Genomic DNA, 18,859 nt, shown 5'->3' with positions numbered 1-18,859 from the left:
AATGTTAAATAATGAAACCATCTTTCATGGTTACTACCCTGTCGCTAATTTGAGCCAGGTCTTCGTTATGGGTTACAATGACAAAAGTCTGCTTAAAATTGTCCCGCAGACTGATAAACAATTGATGCAAGGCATTGGCATTTGCCGAATCAAGATTGCCCGAAGGCTCGTCGGCCAAAACAATGGCGGGATTATTAATCAGTGCGCGTGCCACAGCAATACGCTGCTGTTCGCCGCCCGAAAGTTCGTTTGGCTTATGGTCTGCCCTACCATTGAGGCCAAACAGTTCCAGCAGTTCATGCGCCCGCTTCTCGGCTTCTTTCTTGTTTGTTTTGGCGATAAAGGCCGGAATACAGATATTTTCCAATGCGGTAAATTCGGGCAAGAGGTGATGGAACTGAAACACAAAACCGATGTTCTTGTTCCTAAACACGCTAAGCAGATCGCCAGAAAGCTCGTTTATTTTGGTGCCTTTCAGTTCAACCGTACCTTCGTCGGGCTTGTCTAAACTGCCCAAAATATGCAGCAAAGTACTTTTGCCAGCGCCCGAAGCACCGATGATACTTACGATTTCGCCTTGGGCCACTTCAAAATCCACTCCTTTTAAAATGGGAAGGCTTCCGTAGGCTTTCTTTATTCCTGTCGCTTTTAGCATGCGGCAAAGTTAGTTATTTTATAAATTAGGAACAGGCTATTTTGAATTTGCCAGCTGCCACAAAATCGTCTTTTTTATTTTTTCGAAAAAACTTGCAGGTTTGATTTTTCTATTTAACTTTGAAAAACAAAGTACTTTTAGCATGAGTAACCAAGAGGAACAACTGAATGCCCTGAGCGACATTAGAAAAATGATGGACCGCTCTTCACGCTTCATCTCGCTAAGCGGATTATCTGGCGTATTTGCAGGCTTAACGGCATTGGGTGGCGCTTTTTTTGCACACAGGGAGCTCGAAGCCTATACCACAGGCGCTTATGGCTATGGCGTTGATGCCGATATAACTGTCGAATTCAACTTGTTGAAACTGGGTCTTCTGGTGTTGGTTATAGCTCTTGTGGGAGGATTTCTGTTTACCTACCGACAAAGCAAAAAGAAAAAACTCCCTATTTGGGACAGAACAACCAGAATGCTGGTCATTAACCTGGCCATTCCACTTGTTGCGGGGGGCCTGTTCATACTTGCCCTGTTGTTTCAATACGCCAACAGCGTAGGCCTTATTGCGCCACTTTGCTTGTTGTTTTATGGACTGGCGCTCATCAATGCCAGCAAGTACACCTATTCCGATATTCGGATTTTGGGCATCTGCCAAGTGATTTTAGGCCTCATTTCTACGTTTTATGTTGGCTATGGCCTTTATTTTTGGGCCATCGGCTTTGGCGCATTGCATATTATTTACGGCATTATTATGTACCTTAAATACGAAAGAGCCCAATAATTTTAGCTCATGAAACTGTCCTATTCGATATTATGCAGCGGAATGAATGGTTAGATCATGATGGCTTCATTGCCACTGAAAACAAAAATTGAAGAGATGAAAAACCCGATAGAGGCTTTAAACAAAATATTCGACAGCAGGATCAGGCTTGGCGTAATGTCGGTATTGACGGTGAACGAGCGCGTCAGTTTTAACGAACTGAAACAGTTGCTTGAGCTTACCGACGGCAATCTGGCCTCTCACCTTCAGACCTTGGAACAGGCCGAATACATCAAGGTACAAAAATCTTTTATCGGCCGAAAAACCAATACCACCTATATGATTACCGACTTGGGCAGACAGCATTTTAAGGCGCATTTAGATGCCTTGGAAAAGATGATTAAAGGGATTTAATTTTTTTTGATTTTTTACTTTGAATTTCAAAGCACTTTTCAAACATGAAAACAACCAACAAAAACTTCGTCGCCGAAAGCGGAAAACAACTTGCCAGGTATTCGGCCATTATCGGAATAGGCATTTTTCTGCTCTTTTGCATTACTCGTTTCGAGGCATTGATGCCCATGGGCCTATTCTACCTCGTTGTTGCTACGGCTGCTAACGGCATTATGCTGTTGCTGCTATTTATCGAACTGCTCATCAAAGCCAAAGACCGAAAGCAAGTCTTGATTTCAATCGGTATTATGCTCCTCAACATTCCGCTCTCGCTGACCTGCGCCACCCTTGCGCTTCATCTTTAAAACTTTAATACTCAATATACTCTTCAAATGGAACAAAAATTAGATTTCAAACTGCTCGCCATTATTGTCGGCGGACTGCTTTTTACCTTTCTTTTCTGGATGGAAAGACTGGCGCTCAACCTTCTCCTCTACTCGGTATTCATCTGCATCGCATTGCTGTTCGACAAGGGAATTCTTAAAAGTCGCAAACTCTTTACCTCGGGTGCCTTGCATTTGCTGGCCGGTGCTTTGGTGGTTTATAACCAGTCGGTCCTTACCGTGTTTACCTGGTACATCAGCTTGGCCGTGTTTGTGGGATTTGCCCATGCGCAGTTGATCAGGAGTGTTTTTACCGCCATTATTTCATTCCTGATGCAGCTGTTTACCTCGCCATTTAACCTTATCCAACGGTTAATCAATATCCGTATCGGTAATTTTTCGCTCAAACCCTTGGGCAAGCCCATTAAATACGTGGTGTTGCCTATCCTGGTCCTTTTGCTGTTCACGGCATTGTACAGCAATGCCAACGAAGTTTTTGCCCAATACCTGAGCCGGCTTACCGATGGCCTGTCTGCATTCTTCACCCACATTTACAACTTCTTCTTTGCCGACTTGAGCATTGAGCGTGTCGTCCACGTGATCATCGGCCTCTTGTTTACCGCCGCTATTTTGCTTGGACTGAAAGGAAATGGAGTTGAGGCACTCGAACTCAAGTGTAAAGAGCAATTGATACGCAACCGGAAACGCAACAAAAACACGTTTGTTTACGAGTTCGCCGATCTTTTTCTGGGTAGCTTCATCAAGAGAAAAATGGCGCTTAAAACAGAAAACATCATTGGTATACTTTGTTTTGCAATGCTCAATCTGTTGTTGCTGTTTTTAAATCTGATAGACCTAAGTACCCTTTGGCTCAATACCCAAAGCGCAAGCGCTGCCCATTACGCCACAGAACTGCACGACGGCACAAACATATTGATTTTCAGCATTGTGTTGGCCATGATCGTTATCCTCTATTTCTTTAATGGCAACCTTAATTTTTACCGCAAAAACAAAACGCTTAAGCTATTGGCCTTCATTTGGATTGTTCAAAACACATTCCTGGTGCTTTCGGTTGGCTTGAGAGATTACAATTATGTGCTGATGTACGGACTTACCTACAAACGGATCGGTGTAGCCATTTTCTTGATGCTCTGTACGGTTGGCCTGATTACGGTGTATTTAAAAGTAGCGCAACGAAAAACCTTCTTTTTTCTTTGCAAGGCAAACGGCATGGTTTGGTATGCGCTGCTGTTTGTTTGCTGTTTTGCAAACTGGGATGTCTTTATTGTGGAATATAACCTGAAAAACCAAAAGGCATCTGGTATAGACGTTAACCATTTGACCGATCTTTCCGACAAAACACTTCCGCTATTAGACCAAAACCGAAAACTGCTATACAGCGCCTTAGAGCATTCTGAATTTTGGCCATTTGCCATCGACACGGCTGCAAACAGCACGACCCAAACTACACCAACCGAGAAACTGACCCAGCAACAAGAAGCAGAACTGGCCTTTAACAAGCGACTGGATCAAAGGATTGCCGATTTCAAAGAACGCTACACCAATACGACCTGGCTGTCTTGGAACTATCGCGATTGGCAAACACACCAATACTTTCAGTAATAAAGATATCGGTTAAATGATGCGCTCCACCCCAAAATTAACGCTCTCTTTTCCCTAACCTAAAACCTAAACCATGAAAACCTCTAGCTATTGGAAAGCTTATTTCGACCAGAACCTACAAAAAGAACGGATTGACTGGACCATCAGCCCTACATTAACTCCTACCGAAAAACAAGAAATACTGGCTTCGCTACAGGCTTGGCAATTGGGCGAAACCTCCGAAGGCATTAACCTGATCAATGCCGCCACCAAACATGCCAAAAAACTAAACGATGCGCATTATACGGATGCCATCAGGCTGTTTATCAAAGAAGAACAGAAACATGGCGAAAACCTGGGCAAGTACCTCGATCGTATCGGTGAACCAAGAATTAAAAAAGATTGGGGCGATAGCCTGTTCAGAAAAATACGTGGACTGAACAAGGATATGGAATTCTGGACCATTGCCGTAATCACCGTTGAAAGCACTGCGCAGGTTTTTTACCAATGTTTAAAGGATGCTACCGCATGTAAACTGCTTAAACAAATCTGCACCGACATTTTGATTGATGAAGCGGCCCACATCGACTTTCAGCTGGAACGCCTTTGCCTGATTTATCAGCACAAAAACAAGTTGGTTCGAGGATTTTCCTATGTTTTTTATACCTGCTTTTACTATGGCACCATTTTAACCGTATGGTTTGCGCACCAAAGGCTGTTTAGAGCCGGGCACGTACACTTTGCCGGTTATTGGAGAAAGATGCAATCCAAATTTGGCAAGACCATCAAAAAGCTGAGGTCTAAGCCCTCATCCGCAAACCGTACCACAAACCAACAGGCAAACGCATCATGGCAAGTTTGATTATTTTGATATTATTATAATCTGTGACTAAAAAATTATCGTAAACCTAATGCTAGCTGCATTTGGCATGACCACAGATTAAGTCAATTTTAACATTTAACTCATTAATATGGGCATCGAAGTCTATTTTATCCTTTTCTTTCTAGCACTGGGGATATGCTTATTTTGGAGCCTGCTTTTCCGGTCGATAAAAAATATAACCAAAAAGAGAATGGTTATAGGTCTACTTACCCTAGCCAGCACGCCAATTATCTACTTGGCACTTGCCATGCTGTTCTTATTTGGAATAACCTCCTATCCAAATCGCGATTTTGACAAAGAAAAATGGAAAAATGAGCCCGACACGCGATATGAACTCACTAAAGATCTTATCAGCAGCCAAATCCTGATCGGAAAAACCAAGACACAAGTTAAGCAGCTTTTAGGCCACGAAAACGGCAATGAAGACGATGAAGACCTGTGGTACTATGATATTGGCTTCATATCGAGCACGGGCAACGTCGACCCAGATATTTTGGAACTGCAATTTAAAAACGGCCGGGTTATTTTGGCAAGACAAATTCCAACTTAACAAGCCTTATTTCGGCTCAATTAGGCATTTTGTAATTTCTCGAACACAAAAGCAACAATTATTAAAAAATCAGGCCGTTGCTATTGGCATAAAGCTTTTGAAATTGTAGATTTGGGCAAATTTTTGAGCAATGAATATCCACGAATATCAAGGTAAACAAATTCTAAAAAGTTTTGGCGTTGCCATCCAAGAAGGCATCGTTGCCGATACAGTTGACCAAGCTGTTGAAGCCGCCAAAAAAATGAAAACCGACTATAACTCTGACTGGGTTGTAATTAAAGCCCAAATCCACGCAGGTGGCAGAGGCAAAGGCGGTGGCGTAAAGCTGGCCAAGAACCTGGACGAGGTTAAACAAAGAGCAACCGATATTTTGGGTATGCAATTGGTAACTCCTCAAACTGGTCCCGAAGGCAAGAAAGTAAACAAAGTATTGGTAGCGCAAGACGTATACTATCCAGGTCCGTCTGAAACCAGCGAGTTTTACATGAGCGTTTTGTTGAACCGTGCCAATGGAACTAACATTATTATGTACAGTACCGAAGGCGGTATGGATATCGAAGAAGTGGCAGAACACACGCCGCACTTGATCTTTAAAGAAGAAATCGACCCTAAAGTTGGCCTTCAAGGCTTCCAGGCACGTAAAATTGCCTTCAACCTGGGCTTAAGCGGCGCTGCGCACAAAGAAATGGTAAAATTCGTTTCGGCATTGTACAAGGCTTATGACCAAACCGACTCTGCCATGTTCGAAATCAACCCGGTTCTAAAAACCAGCGACGATAAAATCATTGCAGTTGATGCCAAGGTAAACTTGGATGAGAACGCCTTGTTCCGTCACCCAGACTACGCCGCCATGCGCGATAAAACCGAAGAAGACCCTACAGAAGTTGAGGCCAGCGAAAGCAACCTGAACTATGTAAAGCTCGACGGCAACGTGGGCTGTATGGTAAACGGTGCTGGTTTGGCCATGGCAACCATGGATATCATTAAAATTGCCGGTGGCGAACCTGCCAACTTCTTAGACGTAGGCGGTACGGCCAATGCACAAACCGTAAAGGCCGCTTTCAACATCATCTTGAAAGATCCAAACGTAAAAGCCATTTTGATTAACATTTTTGGCGGTATTGTACGTTGCGACAGGGTTGCACAAGGCGTAATTGATGCCTACAAAGAAATCGGCAATGTTCCGGTTCCAATTATCTGCCGTTTGCAAGGCACCAATGCCGAAGAAGCGAAAAAACTAATCGACGAATCGGGATTGAAAGTTTACTCAGCCATCGCATTGAAAGAAGCTGCAGACTTGGTAAGCAAAGTACTAGCTTAATAAAATATCAGATTGAACAAGGTTTTTAAGGCCTTGCTTCAAAATAAAAGACCAGCCGAATAATCGAGCTGGTCTTTTTTGTTTATAGTTGTTAGGTTAGTTAAGTTTTTTGCTAATATTTTTGATCTTTTTTAATGAAAAAGCTCTGGCCATCCAACCAGAGCTTTAATCAAACCAAATATAAATGTACTTTTTGCATGAACAGAACAAATATAGAATAAATAATTACAAAAAATACATAAAAAATCATTTTTCCATAATTTATACTCAATATTTTTAAATAAAATCAACAAAATAAAAAAAAACACATTTTTTAAGATTAAAAAATCAAATAAAATCATAAAAAAACCAAAAACACAAATAAAAAAATAAAATAATTTAAATTAATCAATAAAAAACAAGAAAAATACTGATATAAAATAAAAAACATCAAAAAAAATAGACCTAAAAAATAAAAACAACAAATATCTAAAAGCAAATCAGTTTTTTATCTTTGTAAGGAACCCAGTATACGCAATGTAGGATCCATGAACAATTTAGCCAATCAGCAGCCTCCGATTCCAACACACGAACATCTTCGCCTACAAAAGCTTTACAGCTACAGCATCGTTCAAACCCCGCCCGAAAACCCATTCGACAACATCGCCCAATTGGCCGCGCAGTTGTTTGATGCCCCGATGGCCCAGCTCAGCTTTGTAGACAGCGACCATGTTTTTGTGAAAAGCAATATCGGTGCGCTTCACGCGAACGACATCCCACGCGAAGAAAGCTTGGCGGCATTGGCTATCTCAACAAATGAACCGACCTTGTTTAATCAAGCTCGAACAACAGCTGCCCACCGCTTTTTAACAGCGAACAACATTGCTTTTTACCTGGCCGTGCCCTTGCTCAGTCCCGAAGGCCTTGCCATTGGCGCCTTGAGCGTATTTGATACCAGGCCTCAAGAGATAGCCTCACAAAAACTGGGCATGCTCAAATCGCTGGCTGCCTTAGTGATCGATTTTCTGGAGATGCGTCTAAGTTCCAGACTAGTTGCCTACGTACAAACCGATTTGACCAATAAACTGGCGCACGACCTTAAAAATCCAAATACCACCATTTCACTGGCCACAGAAATCATCAAAAAGAAAATAGACGACGCCGACATTGTAAACAATTTTGCCGACAGGATCAAATCAGCCACCGGCAACATCTTGGCCAATATAGACCAGGCCATGGAGGTTTCGCAGATAGAAAACGGCAATTTTAGGCTCAGCATGCAGGAAGTGAACATACAGGACCTATTGAAGCTCGTAATCAGCGATTTTGACCTGAGGCTGCAACAAAAACATCTAAAAGTATACCTGAACAGCAGCACCAGCACGCTTGTGACTGGGGACGCCAAAAGGCTACGCGATGCCTTTGCCCAGTTGTTGAGCAATGCAATTACCTATAGTTATCCGCACGCCAAAATCTACATTGAGCTGAGCAAGGCGGATGAAAACCTGATGATTGTGTTTAAAGACGAAGGCCAAGGACTAAGCGAAGCCGATATGCGCAAACTATTTATCAAGTTTGCCAAACTAAGTGCCATTCCAACCCACAAGGAATATAGCCATGGCGTTGGCCTTTCCATCGCCAGAACACTAATTGAATTGCACAAGGGCAAAATATGGGCAACCAGCGAAGGAAAAGATACCGGGGCCAGCTTTTACGTTACCCTACCGCTTAATTAGCGCTTAAGGCGAAGCTGAGCATAAAAACAGAGCCTTTATTGCCGTTGGGCTCAAAAGCGATGGTACCGCCCTGCAAATCGGTAAATTCTTTGCACAGCAACAGGCCCAAACCTACCCCCTTTTCTTTGTTGGTACCATAAGTTGACGAAGCCTTGAGCTGAAAAAGCTTGCGTTGCTGTTCGGGATTGATGCCCAAACCGTTATCGCGCACTTCGATGCACCCCACATTGGCTAGTCGTTTTGCATTGACAATAACCTGGCCGCCTTTCTCCGTAAATTTAATGGCGTTGTTTACCAAGTTGCGCACCACGAGCTGAAACATGTGGTAGTCGGCAATGATATGCAGATTGTCTTCGCTAACAATTTCAAGCCTCACTCCTTTTCGCTGCGAAATGCTTTTTTCAATGTTCAGCCCACTCATCAACGCATCTTTTACGTTCATGGGTGCCAAATCGGCCCGAGAACCCGCCATTTGTGTTTTAGACCACGACAGTACATTGGTTATCATGGCCGAGGTATCTTTGGTTACCTGAAGCAGCTGTTTCCTGATCTTCGCACCCTCTTCTTCCTCCAGGTCGGTTTCTGCCAACAGCTCCAAGTAGCTTTGGATGGAATTAAGCGGCATGCGGATATCGTGCGCCACCACCGAAAACAACTTGTCCTTTTCAGAATTGATCCTTTCCAGTTCCAGTTTCTGTTCTTCGATGGCCTTGTTTTTTTCATCGACAGAAAAACGCTCGGCATCATAATTTTTACGGATATAGCTGATGGCAAAGTACGTTAAAATGACCACTACGAAATAGGTTACTCCAAAATCGATTACTTTGCTCACCTTGCTGATGTAGACGTCAGGCGCAGCTTGCGGATAAAAATACTCGAAGGTTAAAATCACAAACACCAATAGGATATTGATCGGGATCCAGATCTTGAAATGCGCCTTGGGTATCACCGCAATAACCATCAGAAAAACCAGACTGAACAACAACAGGTTTGGCCCGTAAATGCCCGAATTATAGAAATAGTTGACGGCAAAGGCCAAGTTGCAGACAATGCAGAATACCTTGATGCCCAAAGACGATTTGCGCCTAAAGCGAGAAAGGTAATACATGTAGGCCGAAAAAACCACGCCGAAAATGCAGAGCCCTGCAGGAACCGCCAAGCCGATAAAAAAGTTGAACGGCACCTCAAAGCACATGGTAATAAAGGCAATGATACATACGGTATTGAATATCCTCTCCTCTAAAGAAAATAATTCAGGTGTACCGATAAGTCGACTGCCATCTAACTTTTTACCGAGAATTTGCAAAATTTAATAAGGATTTAGCGGAAAGCAAACTTAAACATATTTAGCCACAAAGAAAAAATGTATTTTATAAAAAACAATGCACAAAAGCCATCGGGATTTAGGTTTAAATCCTTATTTTTGACCCCCTTATAAAGCAATCCGCAATGATCAAGAGAGAAAAAATCAAAGACCTGCTGCAGTCTACTGCATTTAACACCGAAGTTAAAGTAATGGGATGGGTACGCACCTTCCGCAACAACCAGTTTATAGCCTTAAATGACGGTTCTTGCATGGGTAATATCCAAATTGTAGTAGATTTTGCCAATACGCCTGAAGAATTGCTTAAACGCATTACGACAGGTGCTGCGCTTGCCATTGAGGGTACCTTGGTCGAATCATTGGGCAAGGGCCAAAAGGTCGACATCAAAGCTAGTCACATTGAAATATTGGGCGACAGCAATGCAGAAGAATATCCTTTGCAACCTAAAAAACACAGTTTAGAGTTTTTAAGGGAAAAGGCGCACCTGCGTTTCCGTACCAATACCTTTAATGCTGTTTTTAAGGTAAGGCATGCCTTGGCTTTTGCCATCCACCAGTTTTTTAACGAGCAAGGCTTTGTTTATATGCACACGCCTGTAATTACCGCCAGCGATGCCGAAGGTGCGGGAGAAATGTTCAGGGTAACCACCTTGGATTTCGACAATACGCCACGCACCGAAGACGGGAAAGTTGACTTTAAGGAAGATTTCTTTGGCCGTTCTACCAACCTGACCGTTTCTGGACAGCTGGAAGGCGAATTGGCAGCCATGGCTTTCGGACAGATTTATACTTTTGGACCAACGTTTAGGGCCGAAAACTCGAATACCACTCGCCATTTGGCCGAATTCTGGATGATTGAGCCGGAAGTAGCCTTTGCCGACCTGGAAAACAACATGCAATTGGCAGAAGACATGATGAAATACGTCATCAATTATGCCTTGATCCATTGCAAAGACGAATTGGCTTTCTTAAACGACAGGTTGCTGGAAGAAGAAAAACAAAAGCCCCAACAAGAAAGAAGCGAGCTTTCTTTATTGGAGAAACTAGATTTCTGTTTAGCCAACGATTTTGAACGCTTAACTTATACCGAAGCGATACAAATCTTAAAATCGTCGAAACCGAACCAGAAAAAGCAATTCAAATACCTGATTGACAAGTGGGGTGCAGATTTACAGTCGGAACACGAGCGTTATTTGGTAGAGAAGCATTTCAAAAAACCGGTTATCCTAACCGATTATCCAAAAGACATCAAATCGTTTTACATGCGCATGAACGATGACGGCAAAACCGTAGCCGCTATGGACATTCTATTCCCTGGCATTGGCGAAATGATTGGCGGTTCGCAACGTGAGGAGCGTTTGGACAAATTGACCGAGCGCATGGCCGAAATGAACATCCCGGAAGAAGAACTATGGTGGTATTTAGATACCCGCAGGTTCGGTTCGGCGCCACACGCCGGCTTCGGCTTGGGCTTTGAACGCCTGGTGCTTTTCGTAACCGGTATGACCAACATCAGGGATGTAATTGCCTTCCCTAGGTTTCCGAAAGGAGCCGAGTTTTAAGCTCGTCAAACAACTGCTTGCCAGTTATTACATAAAAAACCCGTTCTGTAAGTGCAGAACGGGTTTTTCTTTTAAGTCGTATTTTTATTCCTCTATAAGCACAGGCTCTTCCAGTTTAGAAAAATTGATGAGGTAAGCCACCAAAATCTCCAAGGTAAAAATGGCTTTCATCGCCATAAAAGCAATATTCAAGGCAAGGTTTTTATAATCAAACTCCAGCTCGTCTATCATCACCACAATTAGCAGCACTGCATTTGCGACCAGAAAAAACAAAACCCTTCCCTCCTGCTTTCTGATGTTTTTGAACAGGTTAAGCGACAAATTGCCCCTGATAATAAAAAAATACAAAGAACCAATCGAGAGTACCATCAGCACAAATACCAGCTTGGGGTATTGTTTGTCGAAGATTGCGAGGTAATAAAAAGACAGCAACACCAATAATAACGGAATGATTTTGATGTCTTTATGAATTGTTTTAGCCATTTAGAGGTAAGCGCTGTTTAAAATCAATTTTATTCGTGATGTGCACTAGCATGCTGGTAATCGACCAGTGAAACTTTGTAATCGGTAGGCGCAAAACTGGCCGATGTGCTCAAAGCCATGCCCAATTCGTGTTGCAAAGGATATGGCGTTTGCAATAAACTTCCCTCCGGTATGTAAGGAAAGGTTTCGATATAGCTCTGCATCATATTTTGCGAGGTACGGCGGTTAATGTAGGCACGGGTGAGCTGGTAAGGATGACGTAGACCCGCAGCGCCCAACAATTCGACCGCACTTTGCACGGTAGCCTGATGGAAATTGAATACGCGTACCGTTTTGTCTTCCACCACCAACCCCTTCATCAAACTTGGATCTTGGGTGGCTACACCAGTTGGACAGGTATTGCTGTTGCATTCTAAAGCCTGGATGCAGCCCAGGGCAAACATCATACCACGGGCCGAGTTGCACAAATCGGCACCCAAGGCAATGTTTTTCACCAGGTCGAAACCCGAAGCTACTTTGCCCGAGGCAATGATTTTAATATGTTTTTTCAGTCCGAAACCACTCAACACATCGTATACAAAAGCCACGCCTTCACGCAAAGGCATACCTACTGCATTAGAAAATTCTTGTGGCGCGGCGCCGGTACCACCTTCGCCCCCATCAACAGTTACAAAATCTACATAAATACCGGTTTCGATCATGGCTTTGCAGATGGCAAAAAACTCGCTCCTGCGACCGATGCACAGCTTAAAACCTATTGGCTTGCCACCAGACAGGGTACGTAGTTTTTTTACAAACTCCATCATTTCCAAAGGCGTAGAAAATGCAGTGTGGGCCGGTGGCGAAATCACATCGAAACCCTCTTTGACCAAACGGATTCGGGCAATTTCAGGCGTTACTTTTTTAGCCGGCAAAATACCGCCATGGCCGGGTTTGGCACCTTGCGAAAGCTTGATTTCGATCATTTTTACATTGGGCGTTTTGGAGCGCTCTGCAAAGGCATCGTAATTGAAAGAGCCGTCGTGGTTTCTGCAACCAAAATAACCCGTTCCGATTTGCCAGATCAGATCTCCTCCCGGACCGCTGTGGTAATCGCTAATGCCACCTTCGCCAGTATTATGGGCAAAATTGCCCATTTTGGCACCACCATTTAAAGCCAGGATGGCATTTTGGCTGAGCGAACCAAAACTCATGGCCGATATGTTATAAATACTGGCCGAATAAGGCTGCGTACATGCTGGTCCGCCCACCAGTACCCGTGGATTGGAATCCAGTTCATGGTGGCTAATAGCGGCAATACTATGGCTCAGCCATTCGTAGCCGTTTTCGTAAACGTCTAATTGGGTACCAAAGGGAATTGTATCGTTGTCTTTTTTGGCGCGCTGGTAAATTAGCGAACGGTTAAGCCGATTAAAAGGCTTGCCATTGGTATCGCTTTCTATAAAATACTGGTAGATTTTAGGCCTCAATTCTTCCATAAAATACCTGAGGCGACCAAAAACGGGATAATTTCTGACGATACTGTGTTTAGGCTGATACAAATCGTATACGCCGAGCACCACAAAAGGTCCGGTAAAAATAAACAACCACCACAGCGGTGCGTAAGTAAGTCCCAACATAATGGTGAGCGCCACCAAGAATGCGGCAATGGCAACAAAAGCTTTTCTCATAATCTATCGTTTTAATGCTGTTTCTAAAATTTTGAAATCAATACAAACCGATTTGTCCAAAAGTAGCAAATGCTTTAGCGTTAAGCGAGCATGAACCGTCTATTAAATGTAATTATAATCTTACGATGTTAAACAAGCGGCGCGGTAATTTTGTTATTTTTACATATGCTAATCAAAATTTATCCTGAAAATCCGAATCCGAAGGCCATCGAACAAGTGGTAGAGGTACTGCAAAAAGGCGGATTGATCATTTATCCTACCGATACGGTTTATGGCTTGGGCTGCGACATTACCAATCAAAAAGCCATCGAAAAAATCTGTCGGATCCGCGGCATCAAACCGGAAAAGGCCAATTTTTCTTTTATCTGTTCAAATTTGAGGCATATTTCAGATTACATCAAACCTATCGATACGACGGTTTTCAGGGTATTGAAAAAAGCGCTTCCCGGGCCGTTTACCTTTATTTTTAATGCCAATAACAACGTGCCCAAGCTGTTGAGCTCGAACAAAAAAACGGTGGGTATACGCGTGCCCGACAACAACATTGCCAGACAGATTGTAGAGGCTTTGGGTCATCCGATTATTTCTACCTCTATTAAGGACGACGACGAACTGATCGAATATTCTACCGATCCGGAACTGATCCACGAAAAATACGAAGACCTGGTGGATCTCGTAATTGATGGTGGCTACGGCGACAATGAGGCCTCTACCGTAATCGACTGTACAGGCGGTGATTTTGAGGTAGTACGTGAGGGCAAAGGAAATATTGAGGATTATTTTTAAAAATAAAAATGTTGAGACTTAGCCTCAACATTTAATTAAACAGGGCTATAGTGCTCATCAATCTTTAAAACTAATTAGTATGTAACTCAAAGGTCAAGATTGCAAATCCAATTTCCCACCTCTAAATCCTAAGCACAAAGGCTTAGATCACATGAAGGGTAGTATAAGTTATTTAAACAAACCTACACTTTCTAAAATAGGGTCGATTGATTCTTCTGTAAGTTCTACTTTCTTTAGCATTGAGACAGCTTCCTCAACATTCTTTTCCTCAACCGCCTTATAAAACTTATCGTATAATTTAGCAACGCAAAGTCGTTCATTTACAGTCATCCCTATATATTTTTTATTGTTCATTTTTATTTAAATAGTGTAAAGATGGAAAAACTTTTGGTCTTACATTTTAGGAATGATTTAACTCTTGTAAAGCTGTTTTTTCTGATAACATAGGTTTTAACAGCTCTCTACCTCCACTGCCTAATTTAGTGGCCTGCGAATCCAGGCCATGGAATTGAAATCAATTTTTCAAATCTTGGAAATATCTAATGTCACCGTATCAGCTTTCAAAACTCGATCCTTATCTTTTAGTATTCCAAACACTTTAATTAGATACTTTCCAGGCTTTTCAAACGCCTTACTAGCTTTTAATGTATTTGTGGTAAGACTGTCGATATCATATGTTTTATTATTTACTTGAACTCTTACTGATGTTTTTAAATGGGGTGGACAGGCAACAGTTACATATAAATCTTCTATATCTTTATATGCATGTCTGTTCTGAAGCACTATTGGTATATCCTTATTGTAAATCGCTAAATTTCCACTCACAACTGTTCCTAAGATCTTTCTAATTTTACCATTATTGTAAAAAATGTAAAAGAAATCGTTAGGCATACTTCTAAAATCTCTTACCCAATATTCATTTAACTTTCCTGTCTCTGAAAAATATAGCTGACTACCATACCATATCCCATTTTTCCATAGTCCTTTGAAGCTCACTTTTCCATTCTGATAGTACTTATATTCAAATCCTTCGATAATACCGTTTTTATAAAATGTCTTTGATTTGATATTGCCATTATCATAATATGTGTGAGCTAACCCTTCTAGCTTTCCATTGTTAAAATATCCATCGAAGATTTTTCTTCCATCTTTATAAATCCTGCTTTTGCCCTCAAAATTACCTTTAGAGTTTATTTTATAAATCTCTCCACTTTTATTTAAAAGCCTGTAATAATATCCTTCATTTATGACTAAGAATATTATTACCAGCAAAAGCGTAACTAAACCAATAATTAAAAAAATTTTCTTCATTTATCTCTAACCGAAAGTTTGCCATTTACCTGAACCACTTTTGGTGTTCTAGTTAATGTTCCATCTGGATTTCTATACAATGCCGAACCGCTTCCTCCTGCCTTACTTTTCTTTTCCCATTGATCATGAGGCAGTGTATCAAGTCTTGTATCATCAACAACAAGGTTTGTCAGAACCGATGTATCAGAACTAGCTCCCGCTTGCGTGGTTAAGTATTTAAGTAATGCGCCTTGGCTTGCATTATCTGCGGCGCCAAAAATATCTAAAGGATTAATAAATTTCATCGGAGCATTATTTGTTCTTAATTGTCCCCCGTAACTCAGCAACCCAGATATATCTCCCAAATTATCTACTTTCTTTGCATTTGGTTTTAAATGAGCATCAGGATCTTCGCCCATCCCATTGCTATTATTAAACATATGCCAACCACTGCCAAGTTCACCATCCTTCGACTTAAAACTGCCAAGCCAACTTACAAACGAATCCCATAAACCAGAAGATTTTGCTTCTGAAGTCTCATTTCTTATATATGTTGCGACTCCATCTCCCAGAAGGATATTTCCAACTGCTCCATCTGGTCCAATTTTTGCACTATTTATCACAGATCCTGGCGCTTTATAATCACTGTAACCAGCTTCTGCTGCTTGTTCGGCAGAAGTTATATTTGCATCCCACATCCAAGTATTTCCACTTTTAACCCAATCTGTTGGTCCCATCCCATCCGGATCGACAAACCTTATCGGATTGTTGAAAGCGTAATTATATGGCGAATATCTTCTCATCTTCTCTGCAAGCGGATCTATAACATTCCACCTCGCAATCACCGGGTCATAGAACCTTGCCCCGTAGTCATACTGTTCCAGCTCCTCCTGCAACTCCTTGCCGTTATAAAGGTACTTATTATTGCCAGATTGTGCAGATTTCCTTAAACCAAAGGCATAATAATCATCACGTTGCAGAATTTCCAATTGACCAGTAGTCGGATTTTTATAAAAAGTAGCCCTTACATTGCCGAGATGGTCTGTTAAATTGTACTCATAATTGTACGTTCCATTATTGTTGCGAGCTACTCCTTCTTCTGTTTGAATAAAATCTATATCACCTAAATTATATTGAATTCCCTTAACATAATTTATTTCAGTTTCTGTTGCACTATCTTCTTTTCGCAATTTCACTCCACTAGCATCGTAGGTATAAACAAGATCTAGCCCAATTTTGGAAATACCAACGGGCAAATTGAATTGATTATAGCTGATTTGTACCCCATTCCTTCCATCGAAAATAGCATTTCCATTATAATCATAACTATAAACCCCGGTCACCCCATCTACGTACCTCAGTCTATTACTATTATCATAATAGTAATATTTTTTATCTCCCGTTCCATCACGGTTGAGCTTGTCAATATTCCCCATCACATCATAAGCTATGGTTTCATTTAAAACTATGGCACCTGAACTAGTCCCACTTATCAATCTATTTAGTTTGTCATAGCTGTAAGTGAAATTATTAGGCAATGAACTTCCAATACCCCATTGTTGATTAGCAATGTTACCATTAAATTGGGGTATTGTACCATCTTCGTAATTCAGTTGCATGCTGAACTGGTCGGAAGTGCTGTTCTTCATCCAGCCGCGCTCGTTATAGGCAAAGGTGGTAGCTTGTAGAAAGCTGGTCCCATCCGTACTATGCAGGTTTTTCTGCTTTAGCTGGCCCAGTTCGTTGTAGTCAAATTTATTTAACACAACCTCATTCTGTCCATTAATACTTTCTATTGTACTTAATTTTCTACCCATATGATCATAATCATAACGATTAGATATTATAGTGGTAGCACCAGTTGGTCCTCCAAAAGGATGTGGAGTACTATGTGTTCTAACATTAGCGGTTAACTCTCCCGTAAAGCTCCATGTATTATCTAAAATATCAATCCCACCAAGGTGATTATCACTTTTAGTCTGTACTATCCTTCCTTCTAAATCATAATAGTTTACAGTTAACATAAAAATATCAGTCCCTAGTATTTTAGTTTTAGTTCCCGTTAATAATCCTTTAGTATGCATTGACAAGGCCTGCATTCCCGAGGGTTGTCCAAAAGAATTACCCGTAAAATCATAATTGTCATAATAGTTTATGGTAAGTTGTTCTATCCCTAATTGAGGAAAAGACACTTCGTTGTATTCCGCATCAGCACGTGTTTCCCATAAGTTGATTTGTTCGTTTAACACTCCTTGCAAGGAGAGACGAGTTGTATTTACATTATCCGTATATATTCCTGAGGATACTAGACGTGACATTGCGTCGTACTTAGTATATGACCATTGATTATTAATGCGTTGATTACCATCTTGTGTTAATACAAGATGATCCAGTTTGTTATAAATCAAGTACTCCCAGTCTTTGCCCGGGATCTTCTTTTCGATGATCCTTCTCCGGCCGTCGTAGTGGTAGCCGTAGATGTAGCCTTTAAATATATCATCTACCTCCATAAAGCTATTTACCATGACTGCCGGGGGTAGCACGTAGCGCAGGCTGCCCATGTCGTCGTACAGGTACTGGGTTGACAGCGCTACGCTCTCGGTTTCCCAGACCTTTTTGAGCACCACCCTGCCCTCCATGTCCTTGAACTCTTCCACGGTTCCGACTTTGCCGCTTGTCCAGTTCTCGTCCTTCGAAACGGTCTTGTAGAGCGTGCCCGGCTGGTAGTTCGCCGTGGTGGCAGCTCCCGAGACGCTGATCGTCCAGAGCTTCACGGCATCAGTAGCGTCGCTGATGGCGTAGCCCGGCTTTGCCGTATGGCCCGAACCCGCAATGGAGGCGCTGTAGGGCTGCCAAGGCGCCCCCGGAGCACCCTGTTCCAGCACCCTGTTCAGCGGGCTGGCCTCGAAAACCGTCTGTGAAAAGGGCTGCGAGGTCTGTTTGATGCTGGAACCAACCGGCTGGCCGGCATAGAATCCCAGTTGCTCCGCAACGGCACTTGGCCTGTAGGCCCCTCCGTTGCTTGCAATGGTGTATGGCTGGTATTTTACCGCTTCGCGGCCCAAGGCGTCATAGACGATGGGCTGCACCACGTCGGCAAAGGATGGGCTACCCTGTACCGTTACCGTCTGCAGGGGCCTGCCCAGCCCGTCGATGTACTGGACGGTCTGGTTCTCCTCGCATACGTTGCGCTGGGCATTGATGTTCGCGCTGTTTACCCCTGCGATCTTGAATACCCTCGAAAGCACGTAGTTCTGGTTGGCGCTCGGCGAAGATGCCAGGGGGTTGCAGAGCTGGAAGCTCGCCCCGGTAAAGATGCGAACGCTGCTGCCGTAGGGAACCTGGAAGCCGTCGGCAAGGGTGACGCTGCCCGTGGCTTTGATTTCCGTCTGTCCGGAATAGCCGGACAGCGTGATATGCTGCTGGGCCATGGCTGTTCCCGACAGGAGCAGCGAGGCCAAAAGGAATAATCTGGTGTTTTTCATGGG

General features: G+C 42.6%; 17 protein-coding genes. 10 read left to right on the top strand and 7 right to left on the bottom strand.

Translation table 11 applies throughout. The features are described from left to right. Positions 1–4: 4 nt before the first annotated feature. Positions 5–655 carry an ABC transporter ATP-binding protein gene (locus tag VRU48_RS01915; RefSeq protein WP_330106244.1) on the bottom strand — a complete coding sequence of 217 codons (651 nt, stop codon included), beginning with the start codon at positions 653–655 and terminating at the stop codon, positions 5–7. Positions 656–797: 142 nt separating this feature from the next. On the opposite strand from VRU48_RS01915, the gene VRU48_RS01910 reads away from it, so the two are divergent. From VRU48_RS01910 to VRU48_RS01875, 8 genes are all read left to right on the top strand, one after another. Further along, the gene (locus tag VRU48_RS01910) at positions 798–1,430 is read left to right on the top strand and encodes a hypothetical protein (RefSeq protein ID WP_330106243.1); all 633 of its coding nucleotides are present in this window, start codon (positions 798–800) and stop codon (positions 1,428–1,430) included. Positions 1,431–1,526: 96 nt separating this feature from the next. Beyond that, positions 1,527–1,823, top strand: a complete 297-nt coding sequence (locus VRU48_RS01905) for a winged helix-turn-helix domain-containing protein (protein ID WP_330106242.1) — start codon at positions 1,527–1,529, stop codon at positions 1,821–1,823. Positions 1,824–1,867: 44 nt separating this feature from the next. Next, on the top strand, positions 1,868–2,167 hold the full coding sequence (locus tag VRU48_RS01900; protein WP_330106241.1) for a hypothetical protein: 300 nt from the start codon (positions 1,868–1,870) through the stop codon (positions 2,165–2,167). A 27-nt stretch (positions 2,168–2,194) separates the two neighbouring features. Further along, entirely contained in the window at positions 2,195–3,808 is a 1,614-nt protein-coding gene (locus tag VRU48_RS01895; RefSeq protein ID WP_330106240.1) for a DUF4153 domain-containing protein, read from the top strand. Positions 3,809–3,881: 73 nt separating this feature from the next. Further along, positions 3,882–4,649, top strand: coding sequence for a ferritin-like domain-containing protein (locus VRU48_RS01890; protein ID WP_330106239.1), 768 nt, complete (start codon positions 3,882–3,884; stop codon positions 4,647–4,649). A gap of 211 nt (positions 4,650–4,860) precedes the next feature. Then, complete coding sequence (locus VRU48_RS01885) at positions 4,861–5,220, top strand: hypothetical protein (RefSeq protein ID WP_330106238.1); 360 nt, start codon at positions 4,861–4,863, stop codon at positions 5,218–5,220. A 130-nt stretch (positions 5,221–5,350) separates the two neighbouring features. Then, the gene (sucC, locus tag VRU48_RS01880; protein ID WP_330106237.1) at positions 5,351–6,541 is read left to right on the top strand and encodes an ADP-forming succinate--CoA ligase subunit beta; all 1,191 of its coding nucleotides are present in this window, start codon (positions 5,351–5,353) and stop codon (positions 6,539–6,541) included. A 527-nt stretch (positions 6,542–7,068) separates the two neighbouring features. Next, positions 7,069–8,256 carry a GAF domain-containing sensor histidine kinase gene (locus VRU48_RS01875; protein ID WP_330106236.1) on the top strand — a complete coding sequence of 396 codons (1,188 nt, stop codon included), beginning with the start codon at positions 7,069–7,071 and terminating at the stop codon, positions 8,254–8,256. Here VRU48_RS01875 and VRU48_RS01870 read toward each other — a convergent pair. Then, positions 8,249–9,562, bottom strand: a complete 1,314-nt coding sequence (locus tag VRU48_RS01870; protein ID WP_330106235.1) for an ATP-binding protein — start codon at positions 9,560–9,562, stop codon at positions 8,249–8,251. The two genes, VRU48_RS01875 and VRU48_RS01870, sit on opposite strands and share 8 nt — an antisense overlap. A 143-nt stretch (positions 9,563–9,705) precedes the next feature. On the opposite strand from VRU48_RS01870, the gene asnS reads away from it, so the two are divergent. Beyond that, on the top strand, positions 9,706–11,142 hold the full coding sequence (gene asnS / locus VRU48_RS01865) for an asparagine--tRNA ligase (RefSeq protein ID WP_330106234.1): 1,437 nt from the start codon (positions 9,706–9,708) through the stop codon (positions 11,140–11,142). An 84-nt stretch (positions 11,143–11,226) separates the two neighbouring features. On the opposite strand, the gene VRU48_RS01860 is transcribed toward asnS, so the two are convergent. Both VRU48_RS01860 and VRU48_RS01855 read right to left on the bottom strand, forming a co-directional pair. Continuing rightward, the gene (locus VRU48_RS01860) at positions 11,227–11,625 is read right to left on the bottom strand and encodes a hypothetical protein (protein WP_330106233.1); all 399 of its coding nucleotides are present in this window, start codon (positions 11,623–11,625) and stop codon (positions 11,227–11,229) included. A 29-nt stretch (positions 11,626–11,654) separates the two neighbouring features. Beyond that, on the bottom strand, positions 11,655–13,295 hold the full coding sequence (locus tag VRU48_RS01855) for an FMN-binding glutamate synthase family protein (RefSeq protein ID WP_330106232.1): 1,641 nt from the start codon (positions 13,293–13,295) through the stop codon (positions 11,655–11,657). A gap of 165 nt (positions 13,296–13,460) precedes the next feature. On the opposite strand from VRU48_RS01855, the gene VRU48_RS01850 reads away from it, so the two are divergent. Next, a complete protein-coding gene (locus tag VRU48_RS01850; RefSeq protein WP_330106231.1) occupies positions 13,461–14,081 on the top strand; it encodes an L-threonylcarbamoyladenylate synthase in 621 nt (206 codons plus the stop codon). Between the two features lie 168 nt (positions 14,082–14,249). Here the strand turns inward: VRU48_RS01850 and VRU48_RS01845 are convergent, their stop codons facing one another. The 3 genes from VRU48_RS01845 to VRU48_RS01835 all read right to left on the bottom strand — a co-directional run bounded on the left by VRU48_RS01845 (position 14,250) and on the right by VRU48_RS01835 (position 18,856). Then, complete coding sequence (locus VRU48_RS01845) at positions 14,250–14,435, bottom strand: hypothetical protein (protein WP_330106230.1); 186 nt, start codon at positions 14,433–14,435, stop codon at positions 14,250–14,252. A 168-nt stretch (positions 14,436–14,603) separates the two neighbouring features. Next, positions 14,604–15,392: a toxin-antitoxin system YwqK family antitoxin gene (locus tag VRU48_RS01840; protein ID WP_330106229.1), complete on the bottom strand. Its 789-nt coding sequence runs from the start codon at positions 15,390–15,392 to the stop codon at positions 14,604–14,606. Beyond that, positions 15,389–18,856 (bottom strand): DUF6443 domain-containing protein, encoded by a 3,468-nt coding sequence (locus VRU48_RS01835; protein WP_330106228.1) that lies wholly within the window; start codon positions 18,854–18,856, stop codon positions 15,389–15,391. Before VRU48_RS01835 ends, VRU48_RS01840 begins: the two co-directional genes overlap by 4 nt. Positions 18,857–18,859: the final 3 nt, after the last annotated feature.

It is taken from the genome of Pedobacter albus (assembly GCF_036324255.1).
Taxonomy (GTDB): domain Bacteria; phylum Bacteroidota; class Bacteroidia; order Sphingobacteriales; family Sphingobacteriaceae; genus Pedobacter; species Pedobacter albus.
The sequence above is the reverse complement of the archived record's forward strand: the minus strand, read 5'-3'. Positions and strand labels throughout refer to the sequence as shown.